Below are 23,304 nucleotides of genomic sequence, written 5' to 3'. Positions count from 1 at the left end.
GTGATCCGATCCACCGGCGCTCCGGCCGTATACTCCGGTGATGGGCATCTACCGCGATCTCGGACGCCACGAAGGGGTCCTTCGCGTTGTCGCCGGTCAGGTACTCGCCCGGCTGCCCTTCGGCATGCTGTCGATCATCATGTTGCTGCACATGTCCGCGGCGTACGGCGACTACACGTCCGCAGGAATCGTGCTTGCCGCGCAGAGCATCGGCCAGGCGGTCTCGGGCCCGCTCGCCGGACGCTTGATGGGGCACCTCGGCATGCGCCCCGTCCTCACCGCGACGTCGATCATCTGCTCGGGACTGCTGGTGCTGATCGCGGTGGTGCACCTCCCTCTGCTCGTGGTCGGAGTGATCGCCGCCTGCATCGGAATCACGACGCCGCCCATCTCGCCTGCCGTGCGTACGGCTTACCCCAGGCTCGTTCCGGGTAACCAGCTCTCGGCCCTGTTCTCGCTCGATGCCGCAGCGCAGGAGATCATCTGGGTGCTCGGCCCGGTCATCGCAGTATTCGTTTCGGCCCAGGCGAGCACGACAGCGGCACTCATCGTCGCAGCAGTCTTCATGCTGGGCGGAGGCATCTGGTTCGTGCTCACCCCGGCGATCGGACGGATCCGAGTTCCGAGACCACGACGCGGCTTCGGCGCGGTTCTGAAACGCCCGACCGTCGTTACCGGCACCGTCGCCAGCTTCCTCTTTGTCGCGTCCTTCGCCGCGATCGAGGCCGGCATCGTGGCCGCATTCGGCGAAGGCAGTCTCGTCTCGGGACTGGTGCTCGCGGTGTTTGCCGGCGGATCCCTCATCGGAGGGCTCTTGATCGGGACCCGACAGATGCGCCCGTGGTCGATGCTGCTGCGCGTGCTGGTCGTGCTCCTCGGCACTGCGCTCTGCCTCGTTTCGCTGAATCCCTGGTGGCTGTCGACCGTGCTGTTCATCGCCGGCTTGGGCACGGCACCGGTGTTCGCCGGCGTTTCCACGCTCGTCAGTGCGACCGTGAAGTTCTCCGAGACCGCGGAGGCATACGGGTGGATCGGTACTGGGCAGCTCGTCGGAGTCGCAGTCGGATCCGCGGTCGCCGGAATCACCATCGACCAGTTGGGTGCGCACGGCGCAGTGCTCGCCTCAACCGCATTCCTCGCAGTGACGGCGATCTATGTGGCGGCCTCGATCCCGCTGATGCCCGACCTCAAGGGCCGAGACATCGCACCTCCTCCCGACACGGAGCCGAATGCTCTCCCCCTCAACTGACACCGGTCAACCGACACCGGGTCAATACTCGCCGGACCCTCTGGCGTCAGGCGAATGGGCCCCGAGTGAACGGGCACTGAATCAGATTCCCAAAATTCAACTGATTCCGAAGGCACTCATTTACTATGGACTTGAAAACGAACTGAACCCTCGATCAGAACCACGATTTTCGCATGCGGACGCGCTGGAGTATCAATCGCCCGTATGCCAGACTGGCAGCACCGACCAACGACGACATCGGATCTAAGGAGTCATGCCTCATGGGTAACTACGCCGTCACCAACCCAGCCACCGGAGAGATCGTCAAGGAGTACCCGACCGCGACCGCCGCGGATGTCGAGCAGGCCCTCGCCTCGGCTCAGGCCGCCTACTCCGATTGGGCCCGCAATACGACACTCGCAGAGCGCGCCGCACTCGCGCAAAGGGCCGGCGAGCTCTTCATCGAGCGCAAGGACGAACTCGGCGCGATCATCAACCGCGAGATGGGAAAGCCTCTCGACCAGTCCATCGGAGAGGCCGAGTTCTCCGGGCAGATCACACAGGTCTTCGGGAAGAACGCCGAGACCTGGCTCGCTGACGAGATCCTCGACGTCGAAGACGGGCTGCGTACTTTCATCCGCAAGCAGGGCATCGGAGTGATCCTCGGCATCATGCCCTGGAACTACCCCTACTATCAGGTCGCCCGATTCGCGTCCCCCAACCTCGTGCTCGGCAACACTGTCGTGCTCAAGCACGCCGAGATCTGCCCCGAGTCCGCCCTCGCGATCGAGCAGATCTATCGCGACGCGGGCTTCCCCGAAGGCGCCTACGTCAACCTGTTCGCCACCCACGACCAGATCTCCGACATCATCGCCGACGATCGAATCAAAGGTGTATCCCTCACCGGCTCCGAACGTGCCGGCGCGATTGTCGCCGAGCAGGCCGGTCGCCACCTCAAGAAATGCGTGCTCGAACTCGGCGGATCCGACCCCTTCCTCGTGCTCGACACCGACGATCTCGACCACGCGGTCGAGCACGCCGTCGCCGGACGCATGGAGAATTCGGGGCAGGCCTGCAACGCGTCGAAGCGCATCATCGTCCTCGACAAGTACTTCGACGAGTTCGCGGAGAAGTTCAAGGCCGCGATCCAGGGCCAGTCGTATGAGCAGGGCGACTTCGGCCCGCTCTCCTCGGCCAGCGCGACGAAGGGGCTCACCGCGCAGGTGCAGTCCGCAGTCGATGCCGGCGCCGCACTCGTCGTCGGCGACGCCACCCCCGAGGGCAACGTCTTCACGCCCGGCGTGCTCACCGGCATCACCTCAGAGATGGACGTCTACAGCCAGGAGCTGTTCGGTCCAGTCGCGCAGTTGTACCGCGTCTCGAGCGATGAGGAGGCCATCGAGCTGGCCAACTCCTCGCCCTACGGGCTCGGATCGATCGTGATCTGCGACGACCTCGAGCGCGCTGAGCGCGTCGGTGATCGCCTCGATGTCGGCATGGTCTTCATCGGTGGCGCCGGCCTCGAGGGCGCCGATGTGCCGTTCGGCGGAGTGAAGCGGTCCGGTTACGGGCGCGAGCTCGGCAAGGGCGGCATGGAAGAGTTCGCGAACAAGAAGCTCTTCCGCTTCGCGGAGAAGTAAGCGGGTGCGCCCGACCGGTAGGGCGCCTCTCGAGAAGCAATGCGGCTCAATCTGTTGCTATTCGGCGCGAATAGCAACAGATTGAGCCGCATTGCTGGCTGTGCAGAAACTACCAGCGGGGCTTACGGCCGCCCTTGCCGCCGTGACCACGGTCGTCACGCCCACCACGGTCGTAGCCGCGGCCGCCACGATCGTCCCGGTCGTTGCGGGATCCGCGGTAGCCGCCGCGGTCATCGCGATCGTATCCGCGCCCGCCGTGCTGATCACGGTCGCCTCGGCGTCCGTCGTAGCCGCCACGATCGTATCCACCGCGATCATTCCGATCTCGGCTGTCACGGCCGCCACGGGCTCCTCGATCATCGCGGGAGTACCCGCCGCGATCCTCACGACCGTAGCCACCACGATCACCGCGGTCGCCGCGTGAGCCGCGATCGTCACGCCCACCGCGGTCGTACCCTCCACGGTCGCCACGCGAGCCGCGCTCATCGCGCGAGTATCCCCCGCGCTGCGGCCCGGAATCCGGTCGCAGCTCGATCAGCTTTCCGCTGATACGAGTCTGCGACAGCGCCTGGCGGGTGTCGTCCGACAGATCGGCAGGAAGCTCGACGAGCGAGAAGTCGTCGCGCAGGGTGATGCGGCCGAAGTCGTCTCGCGTGAGGTTGCCCTCGTTCGCGATCGCTCCGATGATGTGCCCCGGGTTGATCCGCTGACGGCGTCCGACCTCGATGCGGTAGGTCTGGAGATCGGAGCGTTCGCGCCGCTCTCCGCGTTCAGCACGGTCTCCGCGACCCGGCCGATCCCCCTTGCGCCCGTGATCGCCGCGTTCGCCGCGATCACGCTCTTCGAGGAAGCGCGCGGCCTGCGCCCGGTCGCGTTCGAATTTGCGGTCGTCGGCCTCGGTCAGCAGAAGCGGCGTATCTCCCTGCGCCACGACCGCAAGCGCTGCGGCGACGTCTCCCTCAGGCACATCGTGGTGTCGCACGTAGTGGTCGATGATGTCTCGGAAGGCTTCGATACGCTTGGTGTCATCGAGTGCTGCGGTGATGGCGTCGTCGAAGCGCGAGAGACGTGTCGCATTGACCTCGTCGACGCGCGGCAGCGGCATCTGAGTAAGGGGCTGCTTGGTGGCCTTCTCGATGGCGCCGAGGAGGCGGCGCTCCCTCGGAGTGACGAAGCTGATCGCATCGCCCGAGCGTCCGGCACGACCGGTGCGGCCGATGCGATGCACGTACGACTCGGTGTCGATCGGGAGGTCGTAGTTGATGACGTGGCTGATGCGCTCGACGTCGAGCCCGCGCGCGGCAACGTCGGTCGCCACGAGGATGTCCAGCTTCCCGTCCTTCAGAGACTGAACCGTCTTCTCTCGCACGTTCTGCGGAACGTCGCCGTTGATCGCGGCTGCCGAATGACCACGTGCCCGCAGCTTCTCGGCAACTTGCTCGGAGTCGCCGCGCGTACGCGTGAACACGATCATGCCGTCGAACTCTTCCACCTCGAGGATGCGAGTCAGTGCGTCGAGCTTCTGCGTGTACGACACAACGTTGTAACGCTGCGTGATGCTCGAGCTCGTCTGCGTCTTGCCCGCGATCTTGATCTCTTGGGGATCATTGAGGTACTGCTGCGAGATGCGTCGGATCTGTGCGGGCATCGTCGCCGAGAAGAGCGCGACCTGCTTCGTGGCCGGGGTATCGGCGAGGATCGTCTCGACGTCTTCAGCGAAGCCCATCTTCAGCATCTCATCGGCCTCATCGAGCACGAGGTACTCGATCTCGGTGAGATCGAGGCTGCCCTTGTTGAGGTGGTCCATGATGCGGCCCGGAGTGCCCACGACAATATCGACGCCACGGCGCAGAGCCGAGAGCTGCGGCCCATACCCCTGACCGCCATAGATCGGAAGCAGGTGCACCTCGGGGAGCTCCGAGGCGTAGCTCTCGAACGCTTCGCAGACCTGCAGTGCAAGCTCACGGGTCGGGGCGAGCACGAGCGCTTTGGGAGTGCGTCCGCCGGGCTGGAGGCGGGAGAGAATCGGCAGCGCGAAGGCCGCGGTCTTGCCGGTGCCGGTCTGCGCGAGACCGACGACGTCGCGACCTTCCAGAAGCACAGGAATGGTCGCGGCTTGGATCGCGGAGGGCTTCTCGTAGCCGACGCCCTTGATCGCGCGCAGCACGGCGGCATCGAGGCCGAGGTCATCGAAGGTGATGGTGGCGGGTTCCGAGCTTTCGGACGCGGTGGTTTTTGACGCTGTGGCTTCCGGCGCGGCGGCTTCGGACTCTGCGGTCTCGGAACCAGCGGCCTCCGACGAAGCGCTGTCAGATTCAGCGTCGTCAGACTGAGTATTAGGAGTGTTGCGTTCTGGGCTGTCGAGCTCCGGGGTGTCGAGCTCGGACTCAGGATCGCCGAGGTCGGTCGACTGGACCGTCTCCTCCGGCGCGGGTGTTTCAGAATTGGGCATCCTACTAGGATACACCGATTCTCGCGCAACACGCGCAAGACAGCTGACCGCTCGCAATCGATCACGCGCGTTTGCATCCGGCCCTCCAAACAGCAGAAATTCCGACGGGTTCCGCTCACCGCAGATTTCACCCAGACTCGAGAGAAACAGCAGAGCAACGCCCAAGGAGCGCACCATGAGCACGCAACCGTTCCACGATCCTTCCTGGCCTCGCACCGGTGGCTGGCCGACCCATTCTGACAATGCGCAGGTTGATATCGCGCTTATCGGCGTGCCCACCAGCCGCACTTCCCTCTCCCCCACGAACGCGCATGAGACCCCGGCCGCGATCCGGAAGGCTCTGCGGCTCTACTCGAGCCATGTCGTGTCCGCAGGAACACCCGGCGCCCGCGGCGTCGAACTCGAGAGGGTGCTCGACGAGACGCTCACCATCGTCGACGCGGGCGATGTCTCGGATCCCGACACCGAGGAGGGCGAGCGAACCGCCGCAACCCGGATCGCCGAGCTCGCGGCGGGCGCACGCCTCGTGATTGCGCTCGGTGGCGACAACGCACTGACTGTTCCCGCAACCCTCGGCGTGGCGCAGGGTTCGCTTGAGAGTGCTGGCCTCGTCACCCTCGACGCCCATCACGATCTGCGCGACGGACGCTCGAACGGCTCGCCCGTGCGCCGCCTCGTCGAAGCCGGCCTGAACCCGAAGCGTATTGTGCAGATCGGCATCGCCGACTTCGCGAATTCGCAGGCCTACCGGGCACGCGCGAGGGAGTGGGGCATCACGGTGATTCACCGCGACGAACTGCACGATCGGCCCCTGACCGAGATCGCCAGCGAAGCTCTCGATATCGCGGGCTCCGCCGGCGGGCCGGTGCACGTCGATCTCGACGTCGACGTCTGCGACCGCGCGGTCGCGCCAGGGTGCCCGGCCTCGATCCCCGGAGGCCTCTCCGCACACGAGTTACGGCGCATCACCCGCCTCCTGGCGACTGATCCACGCGTTGCCGGCTTCGATATCGCGGAGGTCGATTCGAGTGCCGATGCGGCTGATGGGCGCACCGTGCAGCTCGCAGCGCTGCTCGTACTCGAGGCCGCGGCGGGGCTCGCAGAGCGCGACTCGGACAGAAGCTGATCACGCTGCCATGACGCCTGCCGAGATCCGGGGCCTCAGTCGCCGGCGACTCGCCAATCGATTGCATCCGCACCCTGAGCCTGAAGCGCCTCGTTCGTCCGACTGAATGGCCGCGACCCGAAGAACCCTCGCGAGGCCGAGAGCGGTGAAGGATGCGCGCTCTCGATGACCGGCGTGCTTCCGAGCATGGGCTTCAACGAGCGGGCGGCATTGCCCCAGAGGATCGCAACCAATGGCTCATCCCTCGCGACGAGGGCCCGAATCGCGTGCTCCGTGAACGCCTCCCACCCCTTGCCCCGGTGGGAGGCGGGGGCGCCGGCACGCACCGTCAGCACTCGGTTGAGCAGCATCACTCCTGCGTCGGCCCATGCGCTGAGATCTCCGTGCTCGGCCGGCGGGATGCCGAGGTCGTCGTTCAGTTCCCGATAGATGTTCTGCAGGCTGCGCGGGAGCGGCCGCACATCCGGCGCCGTGGCGAAGGAGAGCCCGATGGGGTGTCCCGGCGTCGGGTAGGGATCCTGCCCGACGATGAGCACGCGCACGTCGGCGAGCGGCCGGGCGAACGCAGTGAGGATCCGACTGCCGGCCGGCAGCACTATCTGTCCAGCGTTCCGCTCTTCAGTGAGGAATCGTCCCATCTCGACGAGACGCTCCCCCATGGGAGCGAGCGCTTCAGCCCAGTCCGCAGAGATGTAACCGTGGTCCGCGAGCTCGGGGAGTGACATAGCCATATCCGACAGATTACCGATCGTGTCTTCTCAACATTGCGCAGACCGGTCCGCGTTACGTAGTCTCGGCTGCGGAGCCGCGGCCGCAGGTGCAGCGCCCAACACCTTCCGACTCATCGAGGAGCACTCAATGTCCGACCAGTCCGCCTGGGGTTTCGAGACCAAGCAGATCCATAGCGGCCAGCAGGCCGACCCGTCGACGGGTTCGCGCGCGCTGCCGATCCACCAGACGACCGCCTTCGTCTTCGACAGCACCGAACAGGCCGCGAACCGCTTCGCACTCGCGGAATTCGGTCCGATCTACACGCGCATCACGAACCCGACGCAGGCTGTCGCCGAGGAGCGCGTCGCGGCGCTCGAGGGCGGCACCGCCGCTCTGCTGCTCGCGAGCGGCCAAGCAGCCTCGACGTTCGCCGTGCTGAACATCGCGAATGCCGGCGATCACATCGTGTCGTCCGCATCGATCTACGGCGGCACCTACAACCTCTTCAAGTACTCGCTCGCGAAGCTCGGCATCGAGGTCACCTTCATCGAGGATCAGGACGATCCGGCGGAGTGGCAGCGCGCAGTGCGCCCGAACACGAAGCTCTTCTTCGCCGAGTCGATCGCGAACCCGCGCACGAAGGTCCTCGACATCCGCGCGATCGCCGATGTCGCACATGAGAACGGCCTGCCGCTGATCGTCGATAACACGGTCGCGAGCCCGTTCCTGATCCGTCCCTTCGAGCACGGCGCCGACGTCGTACTGCACTCCGCCACCAAATTCCTCGGTGGTCACGGCACCACCCTCGGCGGCGTGATCGTCGATGGCGGCACGTTCCCCTGGTCGGAGCACGCCGACAAGTTCCCGGGGCTGACCGAGCCGGATCCCTCGTACAACGGGGTCAGCTACACCGGCGCCGTCGGTGATGGCATCGCCTACGTCATCAAGGCGCGCGTGCAGCTGCTGCGCGACCTCGGCTCCGCGATCGCTCCGATCAGCGCCTGGCAACTGCTGCAGGGCATCGAGACCCTGTCGCTCCGCATGGAGCGCCACGTGCAGAACGCCCAGCACATCGCCGAGTGGCTCGATTCGCACGAAGATGTCGCCACCGTCTACTACTCGGGGCTGCCCACGGATCCGGGCTACGCGTCGGCCAACACCTACGCGCCGAAGGGCGTCGGCGCGGTGCTGTCGTTCGAGCTCAAGGGCGGCGTCGATGCGGGCAAGGCTTTTGTGGATGCCCTCGAGCTGTTCAGCCACGTGGCGAACATCGGCGACGTGCGCTCGCTGGTCATCCACCCTGCGTCGACGACGCATTCGCAGCTCACCCCGGAGCAGCAGCTGACGGGCGGCGTGACCCCCGGGCTCGTGCGCCTGTCTGTCGGGCTCGAGAGCCTCGACGACATCAAGGCCGACCTCGAGCAGGGCTTCGCTGCTGCTCGCGGGGTTCGCGCACAGGCGGACGCGTAGCGTTCGCTGCGGAAATCTGTGGTGGCCCCGCCCCGTGTAACACGGCGGCGGGGCTTCCGCATTCCGGGCACAATGGAGAACTATGGACTGGCAGACTCCCGAGGATTCGTTCCCGACGGATTTCATCACCGACGCTCAGCTGCGTGCTTTGTACGGGCGCCCCCCGGTTTCTGGCGGGTGGCGCGATGGCGATCCTGTGGGCGACCGCCGCTTCCTGTCGATCGGCGCAGTGCAGACCGAGGCCGGGGAGGAGATCCCGTCGGTCCGTTTCGCGTACGAGATGTTCGGCGAGTTGAACGAGAAGCGCGACAACGCGATCCTCGTCTTCCATGCGCTCACGGGCGATAGCCACCTGGTGGGCCCGGCGGGTGCCGGTCACCCGAACGACGGCTGGTGGGCCGAGGTTGTGGGCCCTGGGCGCGCGCTCGACACAGACCGGTTCTGCATCATCGCTCCCAATGTGCTCGGCGGGTGCCAGGGCACGACCGGTCCCGGATCCCTCGCCCCTGACAACCATGAGTGGGGCGGACGCTTTCCCTACCTGACGATCCGCGATCAGGTGCACGCGACCGCGAGATTCGCCGATGAGCTCGGCGTCGAGAGCTTCCGCGCGGTCATCGGGGGCTCAATGGGGGGCATGCACGCGCTCGAGTGGGCGTGCGCGTATCAGGATCGGCTCGACAGGCTCGCGGTGATCGCCGCACCGCCGGTAACCACTGCGGACCAGATCGGGCTCAACCTCGTACAGCTGGAGGCGATCCGATCCGACCCGTTCTACCGCGAGGGCAATTACTACGATGCTCCGGATGGCATCGGCCCGCATCACGGTCTGGCCACGGCGCGGCGTCTCGCACTGCTCAACTACCGCAGCAACACAGAACTCGACGACCGATTCGGCCGGGCGTGGCAGTCGGCCGTGAGTCCGCTCGGCAAGGGCGGGCGCTTCGCGGTCGAGTCGTACCTCGACTTTCACGGCAACAAGTTCACCCGCCGTTTCGACGCGAACAGCTATGTGACACTCGTGCAGTCGATGAACTCGCACGATGTGGGGCGCGGACGCGGTGGCGTGCGTGCGGCACTCTCGACCATTGAGACACCGACGTTGGTGCTCGGCATCCCGAGTGACCGTCTCTTCACCGTCGAGGGGCAGGACGAGATTGCCATGCATCTGCCGAACGCGCTCGACGGCCGTTCCGCCACACGCCTCGACTCTCCGTTCGGGCACGACTCCTTCCTCATCGAGTACGAGCGGGTCAGCGCGCAACTTGCCCGCCTGCTCGAGATCTGAGCGCGCGCTGCGAGACTGTGTCGGCTCTCATCCGACTCCCATGTTCTGAGACGTAGGGTCGGTGGGGAACGGCCGTCGAACGACGGCCCGTTCCGGTGTTTTCCGCAGCGGAACCGCGCTGCGGTTCGCCGGACCATGAGAGGAGCAGGCGTGCGCATGTCCCCCCGAATGCTCGGTCGGTCGCGCACCCTTCGCGCGGCATGCGCTGCCATCACAGCAGTGGCTGCCGTCGTCGCCTTTGCAGCATGCACCGGCGACCGCACGGTCGATGCTCCGGGCAGCATTGGGGAGCTGCGGGCTGCAACCGATGACGATGTGTTCGCGGAACCCGCGGAGCAGCACTATCGCATCGTGTCTGTCGACGTTGCCTCCCCCGATCTCGGTGTGCTCGGTGCTTCGGGTGCGATCCGACCCGAGGGTTCGCTCACGCTCAGCGATGGCGAGATCACCGAGGCCGACATGACCATCGCCTCCGGCTTGCACGGCAAGAGCGTTTCGTTCTCGCTCACGGAACCTCTCGTGCTGCGGCGCGACAATGAATCCGCCGAACCTGTGGACGCCGTCGGCACATTGCGGATCGGCGGAATCGAGCATCACCGCACCACGGTCGAAGTGATCCCGTCATTCGAAGGCGACGGAACGGCAACTCTCGACCTCGAGATTCCGGTTCCGGCGAGCCTCTCCGCCGCTCCCCTGTTCAGCGACGGCGCCATCGATTCCGTGCGCGCAACGGTTCGCCTCGCAGCCGATAGTCCCCCCTCTGGCGAGGATGGGCCCGCAGACCCCGACGAGAGCGCTGAAGAGTAACCACCGGAGTATCCACCGGGTCGAGGCGCTCGGCGCCCTGTCTGCACGGTCTCCGCTCGAAGCCGGCCCCACTCGAAGCGACGGGCCCTACTCGAAGCGACAGGTCCTATTCGAAGCGACGGCGTCGCGTGGCGTCGTGCACCTCTCCGACGAGTTCCTCGATGATGTCCTCGAGGAAGACCACGCCGAGCTCTCCCCCTTCACTGTCGACCACGCGCGCCAGGTGGATTCCACGTGCCTGCATGTTCGCGAGCACGTCTTCGATCTCCGCATTCGCATGCACGGAGATCATTTCGCGGATGCGCTTCGGCGGGATCGGTTCACCGATCCGGTCTTCGCCGAGACGCAGGAGGTCCTTGATGTGGACGTAACCGGCAAGATCACCGCGCTTGCTGCGCATCGGGTAGCGCGAGAACCCGTGCCGAGCGACGGCCGCCTCGACATCGACCGGACTCGCACCCGGGTCGAGCGTCACGAGTCGGTCAGAGGCCACGAGCAGGTCGGACGCGCGCTTCGCAGTGAACTCGAAGGCCGCAGTCAGTGCACCGCTACGGTCTTCGAGAACGCCCTCACGCGTCGAGTGCGTCACGATGTTCGCGACTTCCTCGAGCGTGAAGGTACTGGCCGACTCCGACTTCGGCTCGACCCGGCACAAGCGCAATACGCCGTTCGCGATGGCGTTCAGCGCTCCGATGACGTGACGGAGCAGCTTCGAGATCGCGACCAGCGGGGGTGCCAGCAGCAGAACCGCCTGATCCGGCATCGAGAACGCCGCGTTCTTCGGCACCATCTCGCCGAAGACCACGTGCAGGTACGAGACGCCGATGAGGGTCAGCACAAACGCCGTGATGCTCACCGCTTCGACGGGCAAGCCGGTCCAGGCAAGCGGCCCCTCAAGCAGGTGGTGGATGGCAGGCTCCGACACGTTCAGGATCACGAGCGAGCAGACGGTGATACCGAGCTGACAGGTCGCCAGCATGAGTGTCACATGCTCCATGGCGTAGAGCGCGGTTCGGGCACGCTTGGAGCCCGCCTCGGCGCGAGGCTCGATCTGCGAGCGACGTGCCGAGATCACGGCGAACTCCGCACCGACGAAGAAGGCGTTCGCCACGAGCAGCACGACGAGCCACACGATTCCAGCCCAGTCGCTCATGACTCCTCCTCGTTCGTCGCACCCGCGGGCAACGGCGCACCGGTGTATCGCACACGGGCGATGCGTCGGCCATCCATCCGTTCGACACGCAAGGTGCCGCCTTCCGGCAGGCCTACTTCGTCGCCGACCTCGGGGATGCGGCCGAGCTCGCGCAGGATGAAGCCCGCAACGGTGTCGTAGTCGTCGCTGTCGGGCACTTCGATGCCGGCCTGGTCGCGCACCTCATCGGGGCGGAGATCGGCGGGCAAGGTCATCTCTTCGGCGGTGCCGACGACTCCGGCGCTGGCACGATCGTGCTCGTCAGCGACCTCACCGACGAGTTCCTCGACCAGGTCCTCGAGGGTGACGATACCGGCCGTGCCACCGTATTCATCCACCACGATGGCCAGCTGGAACCCGGTGGTGCGGAGCTCCTCGAGCAGCAAGTCGAGGCGCATGGTGTCGGGCACCCTGACCACTTCTTCCGAGAGTGCTGCGACAGGTACGTCAGCGCGTTTGGCACGGGGTACCGCTACCGCCTGCTTGACATGCACGACGCCGACGACATCGTCGCGATCCTCGTCGATCACCGGGAAGCGGGAGAAACCTGTGCGTCCCGCGAGTTCCAACACGGCCTGGGCCGGTTCGAGTTTCTGCACGCTCTCGACGCGCAGACGCGGCGTCATGACGTCGCCCGCCGTGTGCTCGGAGAACCGCAGGGTGCGGTCGAGCAGCGTCGCGGTGTCTGCCTCGAGCATGCCCGCGTTCGCGGAGTGCCGCACGAGCGAGGAGAGTTCCTCGGCGGATCGCGCCCCCGACAGCTCCTCCTTCGGCTCGATGCCCATCGCTCTCAGGAGGCCGTTGGCGCTTCCGTTGAGCAGCGCAACCGCCGGCTTGAAGGTCGCCGTGAACGCGGCCTGGAGCGGCATGACGATGCGGGCGGTGCGCAGCGGCAACGAGAGTGCGAAGTTCTTCGGCACGAGTTCACCGATGATCATCGAGAGCACGGTGGCCACCGCGACCGCGACCGGTGCGCTGATCGCGCGACGCAGCTCCGCGGGCACGCCGAGCCACCCCAACGGCGCGTCAAGGAACCCGCTGATGGCCGGTTCGAGCGTGTACCCCGCGAGCAGAGTCGTGAGCGTGATACCGAGCTGCGCGCTCGACAAGTGGGTCGAGGTGCGCGTCAGGCCACGGATCACACGGTCGAGTCCGCGCTCACCTCGCTCTCGACGGCGTTCGAGCTCGTGCCGGTCGAGTGCCACGAGCGAGAACTCGGCCGCGACGAAGACTCCGGTGCCCACAGTGAGCACCATCCCGATGACGAAGAGGAGCCAGTCGCTCATGCGCGGGCCCGCGCATCAACGCCGACCGGACGCGACTCCGGCAGTGTGCTCGATTGCAGTGCTCTCGGATCTCGTGTCGCTCTCGATTGCCGCGCCTGGGCGCGGCAGGTACTCGGAGGTTCTGACGGTCTGTCGGAAGGTGCGTCCATGATTGCGCATAACTGTAGCAGCAGGAACTGTGGAATCCCACAGTTCAAGATGCGCGAACGAGAGGTTTTCGGCGTAGGCTTGTGGCGGCTGCGAGCTGATACGCCCAGCCGGTTCAAGACGAGCGAGAGGACATCGGATTGGCTGAGCCGACGAGTACACAGACGAATAGTGGCTCTGCAGGAGATTTTGGCGCCAATGAGTGGCTCGTGGACGAGCTCTCAAAGCAATACCTCGTCGACAAGAACTCGGTCGACCGATCGTGGTGGCCCGTGCTCGAGAAGTACGTGGCAGGCACCGCCTCCGAGCAGCCCTCCACCGCTGCTCCCTCGCAGAGCAACACTTCCGGCAGCACGACCGCGGCTGCTCCTCAGACTTCCCAGCAGGGTGCCTCGGCCTCGAAGCCCGAGCAGGCATCAACGTCGGGCTCCTCCGCGGCCTCGTCAACAGCAGCACCGGCAACGACGCCGATCACCACGCCTGCCCGCACGACGAACGCGGCCCCGCGCACCACCCCGATCCCGGCGGATGCTCCGCGGACTGCTCCGCAGGCCACCACCCCGGTCGAGGAGAACGCGGTCACGCCGTTGCGCGGCATGGCTCGGACGCTCTCGAAGAACATGGATCAGAGCCTCACGGTTCCGACCGCCACGAGCGTGCGCACGATCCCGGCAAAGCTGCTCATCGACCAGCGCATCGTGATCAACAGCCATCTGCGCCGCACCCGCGGCGGCAAGGTGTCGTTCACCCACCTCATCGGCTGGGCCCTGATCCAGTCGCTCAAGGAGTTCCCGAGCCAGAACGTGGCCTATGCGGAGGTCGACGGCAAGCCCTCGATCGTCGTGCCGCCGCACATCGGTCTCGGCATCGCCATCGATGTTCCGAAGCCCGACGGTTCCCGCTCGCTACTGGTCCCCGCCATCAAGCGCGCGGAGACGCTCGACTTCAACGAGTTCCTCGCCGCATATGAGGATCTGGTGAAGCGCGCGCGTACGAATAAGCTCGGCGCGGCAGACTTCCAGGGCACGACCATTTCGCTCACGAACCCCGGTGGTATCGGCACGGTTCACTCGGTTCCCCGCCTCATGCAGGGCCAGGGTTCGATTATCGGCGCGGGGGCGCTCGACTACCCCGCCGAGTTCCAGGGAGCATCGCAGGAGACCCTGACCAAGCTCGGCATCTCGAAGACGATCACGTTGACGAGCACCTACGATCACCGTGTCATCCAGGGTGCCGGCTCCGGCGAATTCCTCAAGCTCGTGCACGAGCGCCTCACTGGCGGGCACAACTTCTACGAAGAGATCTTCGCGGCGCTGCGCATCCCGTACAAGCCGATCCAGTGGGCCCCCGATATCCACATCGACATCTCCGGAGCCGTCGACAAGACCGCCCGCGTGCAAGAGCTCATCAACTCCTTCCGAGTGCGCGGGCACCTCATGGCCGATGTCGACCCGCTCGAGTACGTTCAGCGCACGCACCCCGACCTCGAGATCGAGAACCACGGCTTGACCTTCTGGGACCTCGATCGCGAATTCGTGACGGGTGGAATCGGCGGGCAGCGGACGATGAAGCTGCGCGACATCCTCGGTGTGCTCCGTGATTCGTACTGCCGGAAGATCGGCGTCGAATACATGCACATTCAGGATCCGGCTGAGCGCGCCTGGCTGCGCTCGCAGCTCGAGGTGCCGTACGCCAAGCCGAGTCGCGATGAGCAGATGCGCATCCTCGAGAAGCTCAACGAGGCCGAGGCCTTCGAGACCTTCCTGCAGACCAAGTACGTCGGCCAGAAGCGCTTCAGCCTCGAGGGCGGCGAGTCGGTGATTCCGCTGCTCGATGCGATGCTGATCGATGCAGCCGAAGACGGTGTCGACAGCGTCGACATCGGTATGGCGCACCGTGGCCGCCTCAATGTGCTCTCGAACATCGCGGGCAAGACCTACGGTCAGATCTTCCGCGAGTTCGAGGGCCAGCAGTCCGCGAGCTCGGGCTCCGGCGACGTCAAGTACCACCTCGGCACTTCGGGCGTCTTCACCGCCCCGAACGGCACCCAGGTACCGATCCACCTCGCTGCGAACCCGTCTCACCTTGAGACCGTCGACGGAGTGCTCGAGGGCATCGTGCGCGCCAAGCAGGATCTGAAGCCGATCGGCTCGTTCACGACCCTGCCCGTGCTCGTGCACGGAGATGCCGCCTTCGCCGGCCAGGGCGTCGTCTACGAGACGCTGCAGATGTCTCAGCTGCGCGGTTACCGCACCGGCGGTACGATCCACGTCGTCATCAACAACCAGGTCGGTTTCACGACTCTCCCCGAAGATTCGCGCTCGTCGGTCTACTCGACCGATGTCGGCAAGGTGATTCAGTCTCCGATCTTCCACGTGAACGGCGACGACCCCGAGTCCGTCGTCCGCGTCGCCCGCATCGCCTACGAGTTCCGCCAGCGCTTCCACAAAGACGTCATCATCGACCTCGTCTGCTACCGCCGGCGCGGCCACAACGAGGGCGATGATCCGTCGATGACCCAGCCGCTGATGACGGATCTCATCGAGGCCAAGCGTTCCACCCGTCGCCTCTACACGGGTGCGCTCGTCGGTCGTGGCGATCTCACCGAGGAGGAGTACGAGCGGGCCAAGCAGGACTTCCAGGACCGTCTCGAGCGGGCGTTCCAGGAGACGCACGCCGCGCAGACCGGTTCGGTCCCCGTGATCGAGCAGGGCGGCATCGGCAACAGCGCTCCTGAGGAACCGGCGCCGACGCCTCGCATCGCCACGGCAGTCGACCAGGCCGTGATCGAGCGCATCGGCGACGCGCACGCGAACAAGCCGGATGGATTCACAATCCACCAGAAGCTCCAGCAGCTCCTGAACAAGCGTCATACGATGAGCCGCGACGGCGACATCGACTGGGGCTTCGGAGAGCTGCTCGCACTCGGCTCGCTGCTCATGGAGGGCACCATGGTGCGCTTCGCGGGTCAGGATGCGCGTCGTGGCACGTTCGCCCAGCGTCACGCCGTTTTCCACGACCGCGCGAACGGGCAGCAGTGGCTGCCGCTGATGAACCTCTCCGACGATCAGGCCCGGTTCTACATCTACGACTCGCTGCTCTCCGAGTACGCGGCACTCGCATTCGAGTACGGCTACTCGTTGCAGCGCGAGGACGCACTCGTCGTGTGGGAGGCTCAGTTCGGCGATTTCGCGAACACCGCGCAGGCACTCGTCGACGAGTACGTGGCTGCGGCCGAGCAGAAGTGGGGCCAGCGCTCCTCCGTCGTGATGCTGCTCCCCCACGGCTACGAGGGTCAGGGCCCCGATCATTCGTCGGCCCGCATCGAGCGCTTCTTGCAGCTCTGCGCCGAGAACAACATGACGGTGGCTCGTCCCTCCACTCCGGCGAACTACTTCCACCTGCTGCGTCGGCAGGCATACGCCCGGCCGCGCCGACCGCTCGTCGTGTTCACGCCGAAGTCGATGCTGCGCCTGCGCGGGGCGACCTCGAGCGTCGAGGACTTCACCTCGGGCGAGTTCCAGCCGGTGATCGACGACCCGCAGGTCGAGGATCGCCAGCAGGTCAAGCGGGTCATTCTCACTGCCGGCAAGGTCTATTACGATCTGCGTAACGCTCTTGAGAAGGACCCTGACCCGCGCGTCGCGATCGTGCGCGTCGAGCAGTTCTACCCGGTGCCGTCTTCCGAGCTCGCGCGCACGCTCGTTCACTACAAGAACGCTGAGATGGTGTGGGTGCAAGACGAACCGGAGAACCAGGGTGCTTGGCCATTCATCGCCCTCACCCTGCCGAAGCATCTGGCGAACGGCAAGATCCGGGTCGTGTCGCGCGCCTCCTCGGCGGCGCCCTCGACGGGCTCGGCCAAGGTGCACGCGATCGAGCAGGAAGCGCTGATCGCGGAGGCGCTGCGCTTCTCCGAGTAATACTCGCCTCTGAGGCATTGTGTGGGGGCCGGATCCGCTTGCGGATCCGGCCCCCACACTTTCACCGCCGTGCCTCGGCAGACCAGTACCATTCCGAATAGCTGGCTCATCCATACACATGCGCCCGCTTGTGCGCCCGCCACCGCGTTCGCCCCTCCGACCGCTCCTCCACCCGTTCCCGTGCAAGAGATGAGTGCCACATGAGAATCCAGTGCCATGTCACATAATTCCTGTTTCTCATGAGAGAATGGTCGGGTGCCCCGGAGCGGGGCACCCGAGCACAACGAAGGAGTCCCTCTCGTATGGCCAATGACACTCTCACCCCCGAACTCGAGACCCTCGTCGCGAAGGCCGCTGCCGCGGCTCCGGTATACGCCGCAAAGAGCCCCGAGGATCGCGCCCGTGCGCTCGTCGCCGTCGCTGACGCTCTGAACGCCAACAAGGAGCGCCTCGTCGAGATCGCGATGCGCGAGACCGGCCTCACCGCTCCCCGTTTGAACGGCGAGCTCAACCGCACCGCGGTGCAGCTGCGCATGTTCGCCGATACCGTGGTCGACGGCTCCTACCTCGACGCCCGTCTCGACGCAGCGGATGGCGACTTCGCCCTCGGAGCCCCGCGCCCCGACGTCCGCCGCGTGCACATTCCTCTCGGGCCGATCATCAACTTCTCGGCTTCCAACTTCCCCTTCGCCTTCTCCGTGGCGGGCGGCGACTCGGCTGCGGCCCTCGCAGCAGGCTGCCCCGTGATCCTCAAGGCTCACTCCGGTCACCCGGGCCTCTCCGACGCCACCGGTGAAGTCGTCGCTGACGCACTCGCCAAGGCTGGTATGCCCGATGGCGTCTTCGCCGTCATCCACGGCCGCGACGCCGGCGTCGCCATTCTCAAGGACCCGCGCATCAAGGCAGGCTCCTTCACCGGTTCGATCGGCGTCGGTCGTCTGCTCGCCGACATCGCCGCTTCGCGCCCCGCGCCCATCCCCTTCTTCGGAGAGCTCGGCAGCGTCAACCCCGTGTTCATCACGGCCGACGCTCTCGCCGAGCGTCGCGATGACATCGCCTCGGGCTTCGTCACGAGCGTCTCGGGTTCGGCCGGTCAGCTCTGCACCAAGCCCGGCTTCGTCTTCGTTCCCGAGGGCCACGGCCTTGACGAGGGAATCGCGAGCGCGGCCGAAGGCGTGGCGGAGCACCGTCTGCTCGATCCGCGGATCGCGAAGAGCTTCCAGGAGCGCCGCGAAACCATCCTCGGCACCGCCGGCGTTCGTGTCATCACCGACGGCGGAGTACGCTTCGACGACGACAACCAGGGGTGGGCGAAGGCCACCGTGGTCGCCGTCTCACTCGCTGATTTCCGCGCCGGCCACGAAGCCCTGATCGAAGAGGCCTTCGGTCCGCTCTCGATCATCGTCGAGGTGCCTGAGGGTACCGACCTCGCTGCGCTCCTTCCGGAGTTCTTCGAGGGCAACCTCACCGGCACAGTGCACCTCAGCACGGACGAGGCCGCCGGCGAGACCGCGAACCGCGAAGAGCTCGCGGCGCTCGTCGCAGCGCTCAGCCAGCAGGTTGGTCGCGTTCTCTTCAACGGCTGGCCCACCGGCGTCGCAGTCACCCCTGCGATGCAGCACGGCGGCCCGTGGCCCGCGACCACCAACGACTCGAGCACCTCGGTTGGTTCGGCTGCGATCCAGCGCTTCCAGCGCCCCGTCGCCTACCAGAGCGCACCGGCTGCGTTCCTTCCGGAGTCGCTGCGTGACGACAACCCGCTCGACATCCCGCAGGCGATCGCACCCGCGGGCGAGTCGAAGCAGTGGGGTTCACGCTTCTCGGCATAACGCTGCAGGGGACTTCCCCTGACAGACTTCGGCCCCGGCCACCACTGAATGCGGTGACCGGGGCCGAAGTCTGCGGTCGGCTTCGCGCCGAAGGGTGCAGGGAGTCAGCTGCGAGCCGACTGCATCTGCGCTACCAGATGATCGCGAGTGCGACGTTCACTGCGGAAAGCCCCGCGATCGCGCCCAAGACACCGCCCGAGACCCGCTCCTTCTTCCGATTCACGATCACCAGCACGATGATGGCGAGCAGCACGAGAGTCTTCGCCCCGATCTTGGCGTTGTCCGGCGCCAGGTCACGCGCATACATCATGCCCACAAGTGCGAGACCTGTCACGAGCAGCAGCAGTGAACCGTGCAGGATTCCCTTGCTGATCTGCGCGGTGCCCTTCTTGACATTCGGCAGTTGCGCGAGCGTGCCGCCCAGAACAACTCCGAAGCCGACGATGTGCAGAATAACGAGAATATCCCTGACCAGATCCATGCTTCCCATGGTATGGCGGCCGGGCCAAGAATTCCGCCCAGGATAGCCTTACCTTGGCAGGCGTCGATCATCTCCCGGAGTCGCGCGCAATCGGTTCAGCGTTTGTCGCCGTCGGCCCAGTGCCTGTCGCCGTCGGATCGGATCCGGGCCCTGCCGATCCCGACGCCGGCGTGACTACCGGGGACGGTCGATCCAGGTTCCCATAGGTCAAGCGACGCAGGAGCACTTCCGCCGGGCCTCGCGCCCCGCGCTGCTCGAGCACACCGGCAATGATGAGTGATAGGACCCAGACACCGACAGCGATCGCGAAGGCCGCAGTGGTCCCGATCCACCCCCCGAGCCCGAAGCCCCAGGCCGAGAGCAGCGGCGCGAAGACCAGTGATTGCAGCAGGTAGAAGCTCAAGGAGCGCTTACCGACTGCGGCCACCGCGCCCCAGAGGCCCCTCGGCGGCACGGAGATGCGGCGCGCGAGCAGCGCGAAGAGCGCTGCATATCCCACTCCTCCGAACATGCCGGTGAACTGCGAGAAGACGAGCAGCGTCATATCCCAACTCGTATCAATCGTGAGGACGTCGAGATACTGCAACGCGGACGGCACTCCGCCGAGCGCTCCGATCAGGATCCCCCAGCCCGCGACCGATGCGAGACGTATCCGCGTGACAGCCCCCTCGAGCCACCCGTGCCGCCCTGCCAGCATGCCGAGGAGCATGCAGGCAGGCACGGTCAGAGCGATCACGGTACCCGGGGTGGCGAAGATCCACACCCCGACCCGCACGAGCATCGCGAGCCAGAAGTTCTCGACGCCCGCCATCATGTCGGCGGTGCCGAAGGATCCGAAGGGCGAACTTCCGAATGGATCATCTGCGGAGCCATCCATCCCCTCGAGTCCGATCGTGAGCCCATCGCTGAAGAGGAAGTTCAGCAGCAGGGAGACTCCGGCCATCGCGAGCACGCCGAGCGCGAGCAGCCCTCCGAGCACCCAGAGTACGATCCGTATCGCCCGGTCGGTGCTAGTGCCGAGAAGCAGCACGAGAAGGAGCCCGGCGAGCCCGTACGCACCCAGGATGTCGCCGGCAAAGAGCAGCAGAGCGTGCACGAACCCGAAGGCAACGAGCCACAGGTGCCGCCGCAGGAGCATCCGAGACACGGAGCGCGCAGGTACTCCGCGCGCCGCGCGAGATCTCATGAACTGCACGATCCCATACCCGAAGAGGAATGCGAACATCGGGTAGATGCGCGCATCGACAAGCACGATCGCAGCCGCCGAAAGTGCCCGATCAAGGGCCGTGCCGTCGGTCGGATGCACGGTCAGATCAGTGTCTCCGCGTCCCCAGAGATAGACGGAGACGTTTGCAACGGCGATCATGAGCAGCATGAAGCCACGGGCGATATCGGGTGCGAGCGCGCGCGTCGGTGCCTGAGTCATGCTTCGAGGCTAACGTCTCCCGGCTGCTGATCCGATAGGCTGCCGGGGTGCTGCGCATCCTCTTCTTCGAACCCCGCATCGCCGGCAACACCGGCAACACCATCCGCCTCGCCGCAGGCACGGGCGCGGAGCTGCACGTCGTGAACCCGCTGTTCGATTTCGAGGATTCCAAACTCCGACGCGCGGGCCTCGACTACCATGACCTCGCCGTCGTCCACCGCCATGACACCTTCGAAGCGGCGCTCGAGACGCTGCTTCCAACCCGCGTGTTCGCTTTCACCGCGCAGACCGATCGTCGCTACACCGATGTGGAGTACCGGGCGGACGATGTGCTGCTCTTCGGCCCGGAACCGACCGGTCTGCCGGAGGAGGTCTTGCACCACGCTGCGATCACTGATCACCTGCGCATTCCGATGCTGCCCTCCAGACGCTCGATGAATCTCGCGAACTGCGCCTCGATCGCTGTCTACGAGGCCTGGCGACAGCACGGCTTCCCCGGGGCGGTCTGAACGACGCAGAGTCGTCGCCGCTTATCTCCATCTCCTAATGGAAGAAGTGGCGCTCCCCGGTGAAGTACATGGTCACACCGGCTGCCTTGGCCGCAGCCACGACCTCCTCATCGCGAACCGATCCGCCGGGCTGCACCACGGCGCGCACGCCCGCATCGAGCAGCACCTGCAGGCCATCGGCGAAGGGGAAGAACGCGTCTGAGGCCGCGACCGAACCGGCAGCTCGATCCCCTGCACGCTCGACTGCGAGTCGGCAGGAATCCACGCGGTTGACCTGCCCCATGCCAACACCGACGGAAGCGCCGCCGGTCGTCAGGATGATCGCGTTCGACTTCACCGCACGGCACGAACGCCATGCGAACTCGAGCTCGACGAGCGTCGCTTCGTCTGCGGCCTCGCCACTTGCGAGCTGCCACTCAGATGCCGGCACAAACGAGCGATCGGCATCCTGCAGCAGGAAGCCGCCCGACACCTGACGCAGCTCGAGCGGGTTCGGTGTGAAGTCGACCGGCAGTACGAGCAGACGCACGTTCTTCTTCTGCGTGAGGATCGCGAGCGCTTCCGGCTCGAAGCTCGGGGCCACGATGACTTCGGTGAAGATCCCGGAGACCGTCTCCGCCATCTTCGCGGTCACCTCGCGGTTCGCGGCGATGACCCCGCCGAACGCCGAGACCGGATCGCAGGCGTGCGCCAGCTCGTGCGCTGCGGCGATCGGATCGTCGACACCTTCGGGAGCCACCGCGATGCCACAGGGGTTCGCATGCTTGATGATCGCCACGGCAGGACGCTCATGGTCGAACGCGGCGCGCAGTGCCGCATCGGCGTCGACATAGTTGTTGTACGACATCTCCTTGCCGTGCAACTGCGTTGCCTGAGCGATGCCCGTGCCGTCGGTCTCGGAGAAGAGCGCCCCGCGCTGGTGGCTGTTCTCGCCGTAGCGCAACACGGCGTCGCGCAGACCGAAGATCTCGAAGCCGAGGGTGCTCGCACTGAGTGACGCTCCCGCCTCTGGCGCCTCGAAGATCGCGTCGACGGAGGGCTCCGTGACTGTGCCGTCCTCGCGCGGAGCCTCCGACCAGTCTGCGTCTTCCTGCTCGAGGAACCAGTTTGCCACTGCGGCGTCATACTGCGCAGTGTGCACGAAAGCGTCAGTCGCGAGCGAACGGCGCAGGGCGAGCGTAGTGCCCCCGGCACGTACGGCCTCGACGACCTCGTCGTAGCGAGCCGGCGAGACGACGATCGCGGCATTCGGGTGGTTCTTCGCCGTCGCACGCACCATGGCAGGGCCGCCGATATCGACGTTCTCGATGACATCGGCGGCAGGCTTTCCCGCGGCGACCGTCTGCTCGAACGGGTAGAGGTTCACGACGACGAGCTCGAACGGTGCGAAGCCCAGCTGGTCGAGCTGCGCACGGTGATCGGCAAGCCGGAGGTCGGCGAGCAGCCCGGAGTGCACGGCGGGGTGCAGGGTCTTCACACGGCCATCCAGGGCCTCAGCGAACCCGGTCACCTCGGAGACATCGGTGACCGAGTACCCGGCCTCGCGAATGGTCGAAGCGGTCGAGCCCGTCGAGACGAGCTCGACTCCCTCGGTGGCGAGCGCCTCGGCCAGTTCGATCAGGCCGCTCTTATCGCTCACCGAGATCAGCGCTCGCCTGACGGGTACGAGATCACGATGCTCGTATTGGCTCGGGTCGTGGCTCTGGACTGCCATTGGGCTCCTTCTGATGTCTTCCTGCTCAGAGTCGCAGGATCTCGCTCGGGTCTGGGATGCTGCGACCGTCGTCAC

Annotated in this window: 16 protein-coding genes; 9 read left to right on the top strand and 7 right to left on the bottom strand. The window is 65.9% G+C overall.

Annotation, left to right across the window (positions count from 1 at the left end; translation table 11 throughout):
• Positions 1 to 40 precede the first annotated feature (40 nt).
• Positions 41 to 1,249 (top strand): MFS transporter, encoded by a 1,209-nt coding sequence (locus ACUYV6_RS06625; protein ID WP_449277864.1) that lies wholly within the window; start codon positions 41 to 43, stop codon positions 1,247 to 1,249.
• 260 nt (positions 1,250 to 1,509) lie between these two features.
• Positions 1,510 to 2,868, top strand: coding sequence for an NAD-dependent succinate-semialdehyde dehydrogenase (locus tag ACUYV6_RS06620; RefSeq protein WP_449277863.1), 1,359 nt, complete (start codon positions 1,510 to 1,512; stop codon positions 2,866 to 2,868).
• A 109-nt stretch (positions 2,869 to 2,977) separates the two neighbouring features.
• On the opposite strand, the gene ACUYV6_RS06615 is transcribed toward ACUYV6_RS06620, so the two are convergent.
• A complete protein-coding gene (locus ACUYV6_RS06615) occupies positions 2,978 to 5,320 on the bottom strand; it encodes a DEAD/DEAH box helicase (RefSeq protein WP_449277862.1) in 2,343 nt (780 codons plus the stop codon).
• A gap of 175 nt (positions 5,321 to 5,495) precedes the next feature.
• On the opposite strand from ACUYV6_RS06615, the gene ACUYV6_RS06610 reads away from it, so the two are divergent.
• Complete coding sequence (locus ACUYV6_RS06610) at positions 5,496 to 6,446, top strand: agmatinase family protein (RefSeq protein ID WP_449277861.1); 951 nt, start codon at positions 5,496 to 5,498, stop codon at positions 6,444 to 6,446.
• 35 nt (positions 6,447 to 6,481) lie between these two features.
• Here ACUYV6_RS06610 and ACUYV6_RS06605 read toward each other — a convergent pair whose 3' ends face one another.
• The gene (locus ACUYV6_RS06605; protein ID WP_449277860.1) at positions 6,482 to 7,177 is read right to left on the bottom strand and encodes a uracil-DNA glycosylase; all 696 of its coding nucleotides are present in this window, start codon (positions 7,175 to 7,177) and stop codon (positions 6,482 to 6,484) included.
• A gap of 127 nt (positions 7,178 to 7,304) precedes the next feature.
• Here ACUYV6_RS06605 and ACUYV6_RS06600 point away from each other — a divergent pair, with 127 nt between their 5' ends.
• From ACUYV6_RS06600 to ACUYV6_RS06590, 3 genes are all read left to right on the top strand, one after another.
• A complete protein-coding gene (locus ACUYV6_RS06600) occupies positions 7,305 to 8,627 on the top strand; it encodes a bifunctional o-acetylhomoserine/o-acetylserine sulfhydrylase (protein ID WP_449277859.1) in 1,323 nt (440 codons plus the stop codon).
• Between the two features lie 82 nt (positions 8,628 to 8,709).
• The gene (metX, locus tag ACUYV6_RS06595) at positions 8,710 to 9,915 is read left to right on the top strand and encodes a homoserine O-acetyltransferase MetX (RefSeq protein WP_449277858.1); all 1,206 of its coding nucleotides are present in this window, start codon (positions 8,710 to 8,712) and stop codon (positions 9,913 to 9,915) included.
• Positions 9,916 to 10,071: 156 nt separating this feature from the next.
• The gene (locus ACUYV6_RS06590; RefSeq protein ID WP_449277857.1) at positions 10,072 to 10,722 is read left to right on the top strand and encodes a hypothetical protein; all 651 of its coding nucleotides are present in this window, start codon (positions 10,072 to 10,074) and stop codon (positions 10,720 to 10,722) included.
• Positions 10,723 to 10,828: 106 nt separating this feature from the next.
• Here the strand turns inward: ACUYV6_RS06590 and ACUYV6_RS06585 are convergent, their stop codons facing one another.
• Entirely contained in the window at positions 10,829 to 11,875 is a 1,047-nt protein-coding gene (locus tag ACUYV6_RS06585) for a hemolysin family protein (RefSeq protein ID WP_449277856.1), read from the bottom strand.
• On the bottom strand, positions 11,872 to 13,200 hold the full coding sequence (locus ACUYV6_RS06580) for a hemolysin family protein (RefSeq protein WP_449277855.1): 1,329 nt from the start codon (positions 13,198 to 13,200) through the stop codon (positions 11,872 to 11,874). Before ACUYV6_RS06580 ends, ACUYV6_RS06585 begins: the two co-directional genes overlap by 4 nt.
• 287 nt (positions 13,201 to 13,487) lie before the next feature.
• Between ACUYV6_RS06580 and ACUYV6_RS06575 the strand changes: the two genes are divergently transcribed.
• Both ACUYV6_RS06575 and ACUYV6_RS06570 read left to right on the top strand, forming a co-directional pair.
• Positions 13,488 to 17,270, top strand: coding sequence for a multifunctional oxoglutarate decarboxylase/oxoglutarate dehydrogenase thiamine pyrophosphate-binding subunit/dihydrolipoyllysine-residue succinyltransferase subunit (locus tag ACUYV6_RS06575; protein WP_449277854.1), 3,783 nt, complete (start codon positions 13,488 to 13,490; stop codon positions 17,268 to 17,270).
• A 302-nt stretch (positions 17,271 to 17,572) separates the two neighbouring features.
• Positions 17,573 to 19,099 (top strand): aldehyde dehydrogenase (NADP(+)), encoded by a 1,527-nt coding sequence (locus tag ACUYV6_RS06570; protein ID WP_449277853.1) that lies wholly within the window; start codon positions 17,573 to 17,575, stop codon positions 19,097 to 19,099.
• A 130-nt stretch (positions 19,100 to 19,229) separates the two neighbouring features.
• Here the strand turns inward: ACUYV6_RS06570 and ACUYV6_RS06565 are convergent, their stop codons facing one another.
• Positions 19,230 to 19,580 (bottom strand): hypothetical protein, encoded by a 351-nt coding sequence (locus ACUYV6_RS06565; RefSeq protein WP_449277852.1) that lies wholly within the window; start codon positions 19,578 to 19,580, stop codon positions 19,230 to 19,232.
• Between the two features lie 67 nt (positions 19,581 to 19,647).
• Positions 19,648 to 21,006 (bottom strand): DUF418 domain-containing protein, encoded by a 1,359-nt coding sequence (locus ACUYV6_RS06560; protein WP_449277851.1) that lies wholly within the window; start codon positions 21,004 to 21,006, stop codon positions 19,648 to 19,650.
• A 47-nt stretch (positions 21,007 to 21,053) separates the two neighbouring features.
• On the opposite strand from ACUYV6_RS06560, the gene ACUYV6_RS06555 reads away from it, so the two are divergent.
• Positions 21,054 to 21,515, top strand: a complete 462-nt coding sequence (locus ACUYV6_RS06555; protein WP_449277850.1) for a tRNA (cytidine(34)-2'-O)-methyltransferase — start codon at positions 21,054 to 21,056, stop codon at positions 21,513 to 21,515.
• Between the two features lie 34 nt (positions 21,516 to 21,549).
• On the opposite strand, the gene purH is transcribed toward ACUYV6_RS06555, so the two are convergent.
• Positions 21,550 to 23,229: a bifunctional phosphoribosylaminoimidazolecarboxamide formyltransferase/IMP cyclohydrolase gene (purH, locus tag ACUYV6_RS06550; RefSeq protein ID WP_449277849.1), complete on the bottom strand. Its 1,680-nt coding sequence runs from the start codon at positions 23,227 to 23,229 to the stop codon at positions 21,550 to 21,552.
• Positions 23,230 to 23,304: the final 75 nt, after the last annotated feature.

Source organism: Leucobacter sp. GX24907, assembly GCF_053567335.1.
Note: the sequence above shows the minus strand (reverse complement) of the source record. Positions and strands in the feature narration are given on the sequence as shown.